This is a genomic window from Streptococcus mitis, from assembly GCF_005844455.1.
Classification (GTDB): Bacteria; Bacillota; Bacilli; order Lactobacillales; family Streptococcaceae; genus Streptococcus; species Streptococcus mitis_BF.
Window position 1 is genome coordinate 1 of the sequence record NZ_SPGF01000059.1, and the last position, 11,969, is coordinate 11,969.

Genomic DNA, 11,969 nt, shown 5'->3' on the forward strand with positions numbered 1-11,969 from the left:
TTCCACCATAAAAATCCGTTTTAGACTAATTTCCACTTTGACCAGGCAAGTGGAAGTTACTTTGAGAAGTTAGCAAACAAAAAAATTGGCTAGTAAATTTAGGAAAAAACTGAGCACGATGAGATTTTTTGTGTTATAATATTTTGTGAATAGCTATGCCCACGTTTAGCTATTGAATATTACGAAGTTAGAAACTTGGAAGATAGAGAGGATGCGATGTAATGGCTAGAGAAGGCTTTTTTACAGGTCTAGATATTGGAACAAGCTCTGTCAAGGTGCTTGTAGCCGAGCAGAGAAATGGTGAATTAAATGTAATTGGCGTGAGTAATGCCAAAAGTAAAGGTGTAAAGGATGGAATTATAGTTGATATTGATGCAGCAGCAACTGCTATCAAATCAGCTATTTCCCAAGCGGAAGAAAAGGCAGGCATTTCGATTAAATCAGTGAATGTAGGCTTACCTGGTAATCTTCTGCAGGTAGAACCAACTCAAGGGATGATTCCAGTAACATCTGATACCAAGGAAATTACGGATCAAGATGTTGAAAATGTTGTCAAATCAGCTTTGACAAAGAGTATGACACCTGACCGTGAAGTCATTACCTTTATTCCTGAAGAATTTATTGTGGATGGTTTCCAAGGAATTCGTGACCCACGTGGTATGATGGGGGTTCGCCTTGAGATGCGTGGTTTGCTTTATACAGGTCCTCGTACTATCTTGCACAATTTGCGTAAGACGGTTGAGCGTGCAGGTGTTCAGGTTGAAAATGTTATCATTTCACCACTAGCAATGGTTCAATCAGTTTTGAACGAAGGTGAACGTGAATTTGGTGCTACAGTGATTGATATGGGGGCAGGTCAAACGACTGTCGCTACAATTCGTAACCAAGAACTCCAGTTTACCAATATTCTCCAAGAAGGCGGAGATTATGTAACTAAGGATATCTCTAAAGTCTTGAAAACTTCTCAGAAGTTGGCTGAAGGTTTGAAATTAAACTATGGAGAGGCTTACCCTCCTCTTGCAAGTAAAGAAACCTTCCAAGTAGAGGTTATTGGGGAAGTAGAACCTGTTGAAGTAACAGAAAATTACTTGTCAGAGATTATTTCTGCACGAATCAAGCATATCTTTGAACAAATCAAACAAGACTTGGAGAGAAGACATTTATTGGATTTTCCTGGTGGAATTGTTTTAATCGGTGGAAATGCTATTTTACCGGGTATGGTAGAATTGGCTCAAGAAGTCTTTGGCGTTCGTGTCAAACTCTATGTTCCAAACCAAGTTGGTATTCGCAATCCAGCCTTTGCGCATGTGATTAGTCTATCGGAATTCGCTGGACAATTGACAGAAGTCAATCTTTTGGCTCAAAGAGCAGTCAAGGGTGAAGTTGCTCTGACTCATCAACCAATTAGTTTTGGGGGAATGATTCAGAAAACACCTCAGTTTGTACAATCAACACCTGTTCAACCAGCTCCTGCTCCAGAAGTAGAGCCGGTGGCGCCTACAGAACCAATAGCGGATTTCCAACAAGCTTCACAAAATAAACCGAAATTAGCAGATCGTTTCCGTGGCTTGATCGGAAGCATGTTTGACGAATAAAGAGGAAAAATAAATTATGACATTTTCATTTGATACAGCTGCTGCTCAAGGTGCAGTGATTAAAGTAATTGGTGTCGGTGGAGGTGGTGGCAATGCCATCAACCGTATGGTCGACGAAGGTGTTACAGGCGTAGAATTTATCGCAGCAAACACAGATGTACAAGCATTGAGTAGTACAAAAGCTGAGACTGTTATTCAGTTGGGACCTAAATTGACTCGTGGTTTGGGTGCAGGAGGTCAACCTGAGGTTGGTCGTAAAGCTGCTGAAGAAAGCGAAGAAACACTGACGGAAGCTATCAGTGGCGCAGATATGGTCTTCATCACTGCTGGTATGGGAGGAGGCTCTGGAACTGGAGCTGCTCCTGTTATTGCTCGTATCGCTAAAGATTTAGGTGCTCTTACAGTTGGTGTTGTGACACGTCCGTTTGGTTTTGAAGGAAGCAAACGTGGACAATTTGCTGTAGAAGGAATCAATCAGCTTCGTGAGCATGTAGATACTTTATTGATCATCTCAAACAACAACTTGCTTGAAATTGTTGATAAGAAAACTCCACTTCTTGAAGCACTTAGCGAAGCGGATAACGTTCTTCGTCAAGGTGTTCAAGGGATTACTGATTTGATTACTAATCCAGGATTGATTAATCTTGACTTTGCCGATGTGAAAACGGTGATGGCAAACAAAGGCAATGCCCTAATGGGTATTGGTATCGGTAGTGGAGAAGAACGTGTTGTTGAAGCAGCTCGTAAAGCAATCTACTCACCGCTTCTTGAAACAACTATTGACGGTGCAGAAGATGTGATTGTCAACGTTACTGGTGGTCTTGATTTAACCTTGATTGAAGCTGAAGAGGCTTCACAAATTGTGAACCAGGCAGCAGGTCAAGGAGTGAACATCTGGCTCGGTACTTCAATTGATGAAAGTATGCGTGATGAAATTCGTGTAACAGTTGTCGCAACGGGTGTTCGTCAAGACCGCGTAGAAAAGGTTGTGGTTCCACAAGCTAGACCTACTACTAATTACCGTGAAACAGTGAAACCAGCTCATTCACATGGCTTTGATCGTCATTTTGATATGGCAGAAACAGCTGAATTGCCAAAACAAAATCAACGTCGCTCGGAACAAGCTCAAGGATCTGCTTTTGGTGATTGGGATTTACGTCGCGAGACAATTGTTCGTCCGACTGATTCAGTAGTGTCACCGGTAGAACGTTTTGAAATTCCAAATTCACAAGATGAAGATGAGTTGGATACACCTCCATTTTTCAAAAATCGTTAAGTAAATGAATGTAAAAGAAAATACAGAACGTGTTTTTCGAGAAGTCGCAGAAGCAAGTCTGAGTGCTCATCGCGAGAGTGGCTCAGTCTCTGTCATTGCAGTTACCAAGTATGTAGATGTACCGACAGCGGAAGCCTTGCTTCCGCTAGGGGTTCATCATATCGGTGAAAATCGTGTAGATAAGTTTCTAGAGAAATATCAAGCTTTAAAAGATCGAGATGTGACTTGGCATTTGATTGGTACCTTGCAAAGACGTAAGGTGAAAGATGTCATTCAATACGTTGATTATTTCCATGCATTGGATTCAGTAAAGCTAGCAGAGGAAATCCAAAAAAGAAGTGACCGAGTCATCAAGTGTTTCCTTCAAGTAAATATTTCTAAAGAAGAAAGTAAACACGGCTTTTCGAGAGAAGAATTATTGGAAGTCTTGCCAGAGTTAGCCAAACTAGATAAGATTGAATATGTTGGTTTAATGACCATGGCACCTTTTGAGGCTAGCAGTGAGCAGTTGAAAGAAATTTTCAAGGCGACCCAAGATTTACAAAAAGAAATCCAAGAAAAACAAATTCCAAATATGCCTATGGCCGAGTTAAGTATGGGAATGAGTCGTGATTATAAAGAAGCGATTCAATTCGGTTCCACCTTTGTTCGTATAGGTACAGCATTTTTTAAGTAGGAGAGAGCCATGTCTTTAAAAGATAGATTCGATAGATTTATAGATTATTTTACGGAGGATGAGGACCTAAGTCTCCCTAATGAAAAACGAGATGAGCCTATTTTAACTCCAGTAAATTCTACACAGGAAAAGGCTCTCTCAACGAATCAATCACCACGCACAAATAGTACACAAGAAAATAATATTACTAGACTGCATGCACGTCAACAAGAGTTAGCAAAGCAAAATCGGCATTCTACTGAAAAAGTAACAATTGATGTTCGTTATCCTAGAAAATATGAAGATGCGATAGAAATTGTTGATTTATTAGCAGGAAACGAAAGTATTTTGATTGATTTTCAATATATGACCGAAGTGCAAGCTCGTCGTTGTTTAGATTATCTGGATGGAGCTTGCCATGTTCTAGCTGGAAATTTGAAAAAGGTAGCTTCTACCATGTATCTATTGACACCAGTGAATGTTGTTGTGAATATTGAAGATATTCGTTTACCAGATGAAAATCAACAGGGTGAGTTTGATTTTGATATGAGACGAAATAGAGTACGATAATGATTTTTTTAATTCGTATGATTTATAATGCAGTGGATATTTACTCCCTGATTTTGGTAGCCTTTGCTGTCATGTCTTGGTTTCCAGGCGCCTACGAATCAAGTTTAGGTCGTTGGATTGTAGCATTGGTAAAACCAGTGCTCGCTCCCTTGCAGCGCTTGCCTTTACAGATAGCGGGTCTTGATTTATCTGTTTGGGTTGCGATTGTTTTGGTTCGATTTTTAGGAGAAAACCTAGTCCGTTTTCTGGCGATGATAGGATGAATAAAGGGATTTACCAGCATTTCTCCATAGAAGATTGTCCATTTCTTGATAAGGGAATGGAATGGATAAAGAAGGTAGAAGATAGCTATGCTCCTTTTTTAACTCCTTTTGTCAATCCTCATCAGGAGAAACTATTAAAGATTTTGGCCAAAACCTATGGTCTTGCTTGTAGCAGTAGTGGGGAATTCGTCTCGAGTGAGTATGTCCGAATTTTATTATACCCAGATTATTTTCAACCAGAGTTTTCAGATTTTGAAATGTCTCTCCAGGAAATTGTGTATTCCAATAAATTTGAACACTTAACGCATGCTAAGATTTTAGGGACAGTCATCAATCAATTAGGGATTGAACGGAAACTTTTTGGAGATATCTTAGTAGATGAAGAACGGGCGCAGATTATGATTAATCAGCAGTTTCTTCTTCTCTTTCAAGATGGATTAAAGAAAATTGGCCGTATACCCGTTTCGCTGGAGGAACGTCCTTTCACCGAGAAAATAGATAAGCTAGAACAGTATCGAGAGCTGGATTTATGTGTGTCTAGTTTTAGATTAGATGTTCTTTTATCAAATGTTTTGAAACTATCTAGGAATCAAGCAAACCAGTTGATTGAAAAGAAACTTGTCCAAGTAAATTATCATGTGGTAGACAAATCAGATTATACTGTTCAAGTTGGAGACTTGATTAGTGTGAGAAAATTTGGGCGTTTGAGGTTGCTTCAAGATAAGGGACAAACTAAAAAAGAGAAGAAAAAAATAACAGTCCAGTTATTATTAAGTAAGTGAGGAATAGAATGCCAATTACATCATTAGAAATAAAGGACAAGACCTTTGGAACTCGATTCAGAGGTTTTGATCCAGAAGAAGTCGATGAATTTTTAGATATTGTAGTTCGTGATTACGAAGATTTGGTCCGCTCAAATCATGACAAGGAATTACATATTAAGAGTTTGGAAGAACGTTTGTCTTACTTTGATGAGATGAAAGATTCATTGAGCCAGTCTGTATTGATTGCCCAAGACACAGCTGAGCGAGTGAAACAAGCGGCACATGAACGTTCAAACAATATCATTCACCAAGCAGAGCAAGATGCGCAACGCTTGTTGGAAGAAGCTAAATATAAGGCAAACGAGATTCTTCGTCAAGCAACAGACAATGCTAAGAAAGTTGCTGTTGAAACAGAAGAATTGAAGAACAAGAGCCGTGTCTTCCACCAACGTCTCAAATCTACCATTGAGAGTCAGTTGGCTATTGTTGAATCTTCAGATTGGGAAGATATTCTTCGTCCAACAGCTACTTATCTTCAAACCAGTGATGATGCCTTTAAAGAAGTTGTTAGCGAAGTGCTTGGGGAACCGATTCCTTCATCAGTTGAGGAAGAACCAATTGATATGACACGTCAATTTTCTCCAGAAGAAATGACAGAGTTACAGGCTCGTATTGAGGCAGCTAATAAAGAATTGGCTGAATTTGAAGCTCAGGCTAAACAGGAAGTGGAAAATCCAACTCCTGTAGTGAGTCCTCAAATTGAAGAAGAGCCTGCTCATCCAGTTGGTCCAATGTATGAAGAACCAGAAGTAGCTCCAGTGCATCTTTCAGGTCCAACACCAGCTACAGAAACTGTTGATTCAGCACCAGGATTTGAAGCACCGCAAGAATCCGTTACAATTTTATAAGACATAATGTGAGAACAATATCTTATCCTTATATTTCCAGCGAGCAGGAGATGGTGTGAGTCCTGTAATCCCTATTGATAAGATTATCCTCTCAAAAACTCAAGTCTGAAGCTAGTAAGATTTGACGTTTCCCACGTTACGGGATAAGAGGGAGAAAGACTAGATCTTTTTCCGAATAAAGGTGGTACCACGATTTTCGTCCTTTTTAGAAGTCGTGGTTTTTAATTTGTTATTATTTATAAAGGAGATACCATGAAACTCAAAGATACTCTTAATCTTGGGAAAACAGCTTTCCCAATGCGTGCAGGCCTTCCTACCAAAGAGCCAGTTTGGCAAAAGGAATGGGAAGATGCAAAACTTTATCAACGTCGTCAAGAATTGAACCAAGGAAAACCTCATTTCACCTTGCATGATGGCCCTCCATACGCAAACGGAAATATCCACGTAGGACACGCTATGAACAAGATTTCAAAAGATATCATTGTTCGTTCAAAATCTATGTCAGGATTTTATGCACCCTATATTCCAGGTTGGGATACACATGGTCTGCCAATCGAGCAAGTTTTGGCAAAACAGGGTGTCAAACGTAAAGAAATGGACTTGGTTGAGTACTTGAAACTTTGCCGTGCATACGCTCTTTCACAAGTAGATAAACAACGTGAAGACTTCAAACGTTTGGGTGTTTCTGGTGACTGGGAAAATCCATATGTGACCTTGACTCCTGATTATGAAGCAGCGCAAATCCGTGTCTTCGGTGAAATGGCTAATAAAGGCTATATCTACCGTGGTGCCAAACCAGTTTACTGGTCTTGGTCATCTGAGTCTGCTCTTGCGGAAGCAGAGATTGAATACCATGACTTAGTTTCAACTTCTCTTTACTATGCCAATAAGGTAAAAGATGGCAAAGGTGTTCTAGATACAGATACTTATATCGTTGTCTGGACAACTACTCCATTTACTATCACAGCTTCTCGTGGTTTGACTGTTGGTGCAGATATTGATTACGTTTTGGTTCAACCTGCTGGTGAAGCTCGTAAGTTTGTGGTTGCTGCAGAATTGTTGACTAGCTTGTCTGAGAAATTTGGCTGGGTTAATGTTCAAGTTTTGGCGACTTACCGTGGTCAAGAATTGAACCACATCGTAACAGAACACCCATGGGATACAGCTGTAGATGAGCTCGTTATCCTTGGTGACCACGTTACAACTGACTCTGGTACAGGTATTGTCCATACAGCTCCTGGTTTTGGTGAGGATGACTACAATGTCGGTATTGCTAATGGTCTTGAAGTCGCAGTCACTGTTAACGAGCGTGGTATCATGATGGCTAATGCTGGTGCTGAGTTTGAAGGTCAATTCTATGACAAGGTGGTTCCAACTGTTATCGAAAAACTTGGTAATCTTCTCCTTGCTCAAGAAGAAATCTCTCACTCATACCCATTTGACTGGCGTACGAAAAAACCAATCATCTGGCGTGCAGTTCCACAGTGGTTTGCCTCAGTATCTAAATTCCGCCAAGAAATCTTGGATGAAATTGAAAAAGTGAAATTCCACTCAGAATGGGGTAAAGTCCGTCTGTACAACATGATTCGTGACCGTGGCGACTGGGTTATCTCTCGTCAACGTGCTTGGGGTGTTCCACTTCCAATCTTCTACGCAGAAGATGGTACAGCTATCATGACAGCTGAAACGATTGAACATGTAGCTCAACTCTTTGAGGAACACGGTTCTATCATCTGGTGGGAACGTGATGCTAAGGACCTCTTACCAGAAGGATTTACTCATCCAGGTTCACCAAATGGCGAGTTCAAAAAAGAAACAGATATCATGGATGTTTGGTTTGACTCAGGTTCATCATGGAATGGAGTTGTAGTAAACCGTCCAGAGTTGACTTACCCAGCAGATCTTTACCTTGAAGGTTCTGACCAATACCGTGGTTGGTTCAACTCATCACTTATCACATCTGTTGCCAACCATGGTGTAGCGCCTTACAAACAAATCTTGTCACAAGGTTTTGCCCTTGATGGGAAAGGTGAGAAGATGTCTAAATCTCTTGGAAATACTATTGCTCCAAGCGATGTTGAAAAACAATTTGGTGCGGAAATCTTGCGTCTCTGGGTAACAAGTGTTGACTCAAGCAATGACGTACGTATCTCTATGGATATCTTGAGCCAAGTCTCTGAAACTTACCGTAAGATTCGTAACACCCTTCGTTTCTTGATTGCCAATACATCTGACTTTAACCCAGCTCAAGATACAGTAGCTTACAATGAGCTTCGTTCAGTTGATAAGTACATGACGATTCGCTTTAACCAGCTTGTGAAGACTATTCGTGATGCTTATGCTGACTTTGAATTCTTGACAATCTACAAGGCCTTGGTGAACTTTATCAACGTTGATTTGTCAGCCTTTTACCTTGATTTTGCTAAAGATGTTGTTTATATCGAAGGTGCCAAATCATTGGAACGCCGTCAAATGCAGACTGTCTTCTATGACATTCTTGTAAAAATCACCAAACTCTTGACACCAATTCTTCCTCACACTGCGGAAGAAATCTGGTCATATCTTGAGTTTGAAGCAGAAGATTTTGTTCAATTGTCAGAATTGCCAGAAGCAGAGACATTTGCTAACCAAGAAGAAATCATGGATACCTGGGCTGCCTTCATGGACTTCCGTGGACAAGCTCAAAAAGCCTTGGAAGAAGCTCGTAATGCCAAAGTTATCGGTAAATCACTTGAAGCACACTTGACAGTTTATCCAAACGAAGTGGTGAAAACCCTACTCGAAGCACTAGACAGCAATGTAGCTCAACTTTTGATTGTGTCTGAATTGACCATCGCAGAAGGCCCAGCTCCAGAAGCTGCCGTTAGCTTCGAAGATGTAGCCTTCACAGTAGAACGCGCTGTAGGTGAAGTATGTGACCGTTGCCGTCGCATCGACCCGACAACAGCAGAATGCAGCTACCACGCAGTCATCTGTGACCACTGTGCAAGCATCGTAGAAGAAAACTTTGCAGACGCAGTAGCAGAAGGATTTGAAGAGAAATAAGTTTGAAAAGTTCGTGGGAAACTCAATCTGAGAAGAAAAGACAACTAATCTTATAGTCTATAAAACGTATTGTATCAAGGTTTTGAATATCTGATATGATGCGTTTTTATAATGCTAGAAGATTATTGTCGTTTTCTTGTTTCAATTAATACTCTTCGAAAATCTCTTCAAACCACGTCAGCGTCGCCTTACCGTACTTAAGTACAGCTTGCGGCTAGCTTCCTAGTTCGCTTTTTGATTTTCATTGAGTATAACTTTACATCGTTGTATAGTGGATTGAATCTAGAACAGTACGCCGTGGTTGCTAAAATATTTCTATACATTAATTTGACTTTCCTAATCAATTTGTTCACATCTTATTTCAATCTACTATATATTGTTGAATTTCAAAAAGCTCATGAATCATCTGAAAAGTAGATTTCATGAGCTTTTATCTGTTGACGTTCTAAATGGATTCATCAATCAAGTGTTTAAGATTTGATAGGAGATGCTCCAAAGTTAGGACTGTTTTCTGCTGGTGAGCTAGTTGGTAGAGATGTTGAAAGTAGTCTTGAATATCGTTTTCAAAATTTTGAGGTAGATGAGAGCAATTGTTTTTTGCGAACTGGAGCATGCGTTTTTCTCCTGGATGGAGCTGCTCATTGAAGGCGAAGAGCAAATCGAAATAAGAGGCGAAAAACTCACTAGTGCGGTGATTGATGCTGAGTAAATCTTGGCGTTTGAGGGCTTTTTTGATTTGTCTTGAAAAAGCTGGCATAGCTTGGTCGAGAAGCAGGGACTGCTTGTTTATGATATTCTTTTTCAGTTCAGCTGGATAAGGAAGATTGTACTTTTTCTGGAGGGCAGCATAGCGACCATCTTGATCGTATATAATCTTACTGTTGAGAAGATTGTACCACATACAAGTAGTGTAAGAATTCTGGGCTTGGTGCTCTAAAACTACGGCTTGTAAATCTTTGTCAAATTCGTCCAAAGAGCGGTAAATCAGCTCGATTTCGATACCATTATTGAGAACACAATCGTCTTCCAATTCCCAAAATTGAATACCGATTTCCATATAGGAGCAGTATTTACTGAGAATTTCTTTTCGTATGTCTGGCGAGAGAGGAGCACTGAGATAGACATATACATCATAATCAGAGTCTTTGTCAAAATCTTGTCCGGCCCGTGAACCTCCTAGAGCTAGAGCCTCTACTTGCTCTAGTTGAGCCAATTCTTTAAAGAGATGTTGTGGCATAATGTTAACCTTCTTTATTTTTTGACATCATTCTAACAAAAAGTAAGGAGACTAGCAAGGGTGAAATGGAAATTTCTTTTCACATATTTGCTTAATTTTATTTCATATTATGCAAGTTTTTATTTTATAATTTCAGAAAATGCTTTTTTTTTTAAGCAAATATGATACAATTTTATTTGAAAAAAATAAAAAGGAGATTTTATTATGAAATCAAAAACACTTGCTTTAATTGGTGGTATCGTCGGTCTTGTGGGAGGAATTTTACTTCTTATTGGTCCTTTTGTCTTGTTGGGAACAGCGGTAAATACAGCTGCTACAACTCTTAATGGAGGAGCTACTGCAGGGGCTATTTCAGGTGTTGCCTTACTCTTGAATGCCTTGAAGATTGCAAATCTTGTTCTTGGAATCATTGCTATTGTTTACTATAAAGGAGATAATCGTGTAGGTGCAGCTCCGTCTGTACTAATGATTGTTTCTGGTGGAGTTAGTCTCATTCCATTCTTAGGATGGGTTGGGGGCATCCTTGCTATTATCGGAGGATCTCTATTCCTTGCAACATTGAAAAAATTCAAATCAGAAGAATAAAAGGTGTTTTAGCATGAAAAGAACAAAAAAGTTTATCGGTCTAGGAGTAGTTCTATTATCTGTTTCTCTTCTCGTTGCATGTGGAGCACAAAGTTCAAAGACTACTTCAACAAGTAATGATGAGAAGACAGTAGCAACATCTAATACCTCAAAAGAAACAATCACTTTTGATACACCGGTTGTAACAGACGATGCGATTGAATCAATGCGTACTTATGCAGATTATATAGATCTTTATAAAAAGATTTTTGATGATTATTTTACTAAAGCTGAGGAAAGTTTCAAAGGAACAGCTATGGAAAATAATGAGTCGTTTACCAAACTAAAAGAGTCAACTCAAAAATTATTCGATGCACAGAAAAAAATATATGATTTGCTAGGGTCAACTGAGCTCAAGGAAGATGATAAATCAAAATTGTCTCAACAATTGAAAGATTTTAGAGACAATTTGCAAAAACAGTTGAAAACTTTGACATCGCAACTACAATAAGATAGAAATTATTTTTTGTAGTAACTGAGAATGATTGGTAAAATTACACCCCAAATGTTAGAAATTGGGGTGTTTTTTAAAGATTAAATAATAGACTTCCTGCGAAACTAAAATCCTAGTTCACGGTTGATAATTCCAGCAATCAAATTCATTCGTAATCCAAACCGTTTGCGTCGATTTCGATAGGTTGTTGAAAATATTTTAAACGTTTTTACTTTGGCAAAAATATTCTCAACCTTGATTCTCTCTTTGGATAGCGCATGGTTATAGGCTTTATCTTCAAGAGTTAGTGGCTTAAGTTTGCTTGATTTCCTCGGAGTTTGCGCTTGTGAATACATCTTCATGATCCCTTGATAACCACTGTCTGCCAAGATTTTACCAGCTTGTCCGATGTTTCTGCGACTCATTTGAACAATTTCATATCGTGGCAATAGTTCACCGCAATATCCAAAGAAACAATTCTCCCTTGGCTTGTGGCAATCGCTTGAGCCTTCATAGTATGGCATTTCTTTTTACCAGAATAATTGGCTAGTTGATTTTTTTAGGACGATTGATTTTTACCTCTGTTGCATCCACAATCA

Annotated in this window: 11 protein-coding genes and 1 pseudogene; 10 read left to right on the forward strand and 2 right to left on the reverse strand. The window is 39.4% G+C overall.

Annotated elements, in window-relative coordinates; genetic code table 11:
- The first annotated feature begins 221 nt into the window (after positions 1 to 221).
- The 8 genes from ftsA (at position 222) to ileS (ending at position 9,076) form a co-directional block, all read left to right on the forward strand.
- On the forward strand, positions 222 to 1,595 hold the full coding sequence (ftsA, locus tag FGQ53_RS09770) for a cell division protein FtsA (RefSeq protein WP_138338309.1): 1,374 nt from the start codon (positions 222 to 224) through the stop codon (positions 1,593 to 1,595).
- Between the two features lie 16 nt (positions 1,596 to 1,611).
- Positions 1,612 to 2,871 (forward strand): cell division protein FtsZ, encoded by a 1,260-nt coding sequence (ftsZ, locus tag FGQ53_RS09775; RefSeq protein ID WP_138338312.1) that lies wholly within the window; start codon positions 1,612 to 1,614, stop codon positions 2,869 to 2,871.
- Between the two features lie 4 nt (positions 2,872 to 2,875).
- Complete coding sequence (locus FGQ53_RS09780) at positions 2,876 to 3,547, forward strand: YggS family pyridoxal phosphate-dependent enzyme (RefSeq protein WP_138338315.1); 672 nt, start codon at positions 2,876 to 2,878, stop codon at positions 3,545 to 3,547.
- Positions 3,548 to 3,556: 9 nt separating this feature from the next.
- Positions 3,557 to 4,096 carry a cell division protein SepF gene (locus tag FGQ53_RS09785; protein WP_138338318.1) on the forward strand — a complete coding sequence of 180 codons (540 nt, stop codon included), beginning with the start codon at positions 3,557 to 3,559 and terminating at the stop codon, positions 4,094 to 4,096.
- The gene (locus tag FGQ53_RS09790; protein WP_000576513.1) at positions 4,096 to 4,359 is read left to right on the forward strand and encodes a YggT family protein; all 264 of its coding nucleotides are present in this window, start codon (positions 4,096 to 4,098) and stop codon (positions 4,357 to 4,359) included. The genes FGQ53_RS09785 and FGQ53_RS09790 overlap by 1 nt, the downstream gene beginning before the upstream one ends.
- A complete protein-coding gene (locus tag FGQ53_RS09795) occupies positions 4,356 to 5,141 on the forward strand; it encodes an RNA-binding protein (protein ID WP_138338321.1) in 786 nt (261 codons plus the stop codon). Before FGQ53_RS09790 ends, FGQ53_RS09795 begins: the two co-directional genes overlap by 4 nt.
- An 8-nt stretch (positions 5,142 to 5,149) precedes the next feature.
- Complete coding sequence (locus FGQ53_RS09800; RefSeq protein WP_319946273.1) at positions 5,150 to 6,031, forward strand: DivIVA domain-containing protein; 882 nt, start codon at positions 5,150 to 5,152, stop codon at positions 6,029 to 6,031.
- A 252-nt stretch (positions 6,032 to 6,283) separates the two neighbouring features.
- The gene (gene ileS / locus FGQ53_RS09810) at positions 6,284 to 9,076 is read left to right on the forward strand and encodes an isoleucine--tRNA ligase (protein WP_138338323.1); all 2,793 of its coding nucleotides are present in this window, start codon (positions 6,284 to 6,286) and stop codon (positions 9,074 to 9,076) included.
- Positions 9,077 to 9,521: 445 nt separating this feature from the next.
- Here ileS and FGQ53_RS09815 read toward each other — a convergent pair whose 3' ends face one another.
- Entirely contained in the window at positions 9,522 to 10,313 is a 792-nt protein-coding gene (locus tag FGQ53_RS09815; RefSeq protein ID WP_138338326.1) for a DUF4037 domain-containing protein, read from the reverse strand.
- Positions 10,314 to 10,517: 204 nt separating this feature from the next.
- Here FGQ53_RS09815 and FGQ53_RS09820 point away from each other — a divergent pair, with 204 nt between their 5' ends.
- Together FGQ53_RS09820 and FGQ53_RS09825 are read left to right on the forward strand one after the other, a co-directional pair.
- Positions 10,518 to 10,898, forward strand: a complete 381-nt coding sequence (locus FGQ53_RS09820; RefSeq protein WP_138338329.1) for a hypothetical protein — start codon at positions 10,518 to 10,520, stop codon at positions 10,896 to 10,898.
- Positions 10,899 to 10,911: 13 nt separating this feature from the next.
- Positions 10,912 to 11,388, forward strand: a complete 477-nt coding sequence (locus tag FGQ53_RS09825; protein WP_138338330.1) for a hypothetical protein — start codon at positions 10,912 to 10,914, stop codon at positions 11,386 to 11,388.
- Between the two features lie 107 nt (positions 11,389 to 11,495).
- Here the strand turns inward: FGQ53_RS09825 and FGQ53_RS09830 are convergent.
- Positions 11,496 to 11,969, reverse strand: a pseudogene (locus tag FGQ53_RS09830) (transposase family protein); the annotation flags it as partial.

Bases quoted from the DNA above. Each gene is read 5' to 3' on its own strand.
- FGQ53_RS09800 (WP_319946273.1), top strand. From the start codon at position 5,150: ATGCCAATTACATCATTAGAAATAAAGGACAAGACCTTTGGAACTCGA.
- FGQ53_RS09785 (WP_138338318.1), top strand. From the start codon at position 3,557: ATGTCTTTAAAAGATAGATTCGATAGATTTATAGATTATTTTACGGAG.
- ftsZ (WP_138338312.1), top strand. From the start codon at position 1,612: ATGACATTTTCATTTGATACAGCTGCTGCTCAAGGTGCAGTGATTAAA.
- ileS (WP_138338323.1), top strand. From the start codon at position 6,284: ATGAAACTCAAAGATACTCTTAATCTTGGGAAAACAGCTTTCCCAATG.
- FGQ53_RS09795 (WP_138338321.1), top strand. From the start codon at position 4,356: ATGAATAAAGGGATTTACCAGCATTTCTCCATAGAAGATTGTCCATTT.
- FGQ53_RS09820 (WP_138338329.1), top strand. From the start codon at position 10,518: ATGAAATCAAAAACACTTGCTTTAATTGGTGGTATCGTCGGTCTTGTG.
- FGQ53_RS09790 (WP_000576513.1), top strand. From the start codon at position 4,096: ATGATTTTTTTAATTCGTATGATTTATAATGCAGTGGATATTTACTCC.
- ftsA (WP_138338309.1), top strand. From the start codon at position 222: ATGGCTAGAGAAGGCTTTTTTACAGGTCTAGATATTGGAACAAGCTCT.
- FGQ53_RS09780 (WP_138338315.1), top strand. From the start codon at position 2,876: ATGAATGTAAAAGAAAATACAGAACGTGTTTTTCGAGAAGTCGCAGAA.
- FGQ53_RS09815 (WP_138338326.1), bottom strand. From the start codon at position 10,313: ATGCCACAACATCTCTTTAAAGAATTGGCTCAACTAGAGCAAGTAGAG.
- FGQ53_RS09825 (WP_138338330.1), top strand. From the start codon at position 10,912: ATGAAAAGAACAAAAAAGTTTATCGGTCTAGGAGTAGTTCTATTATCT.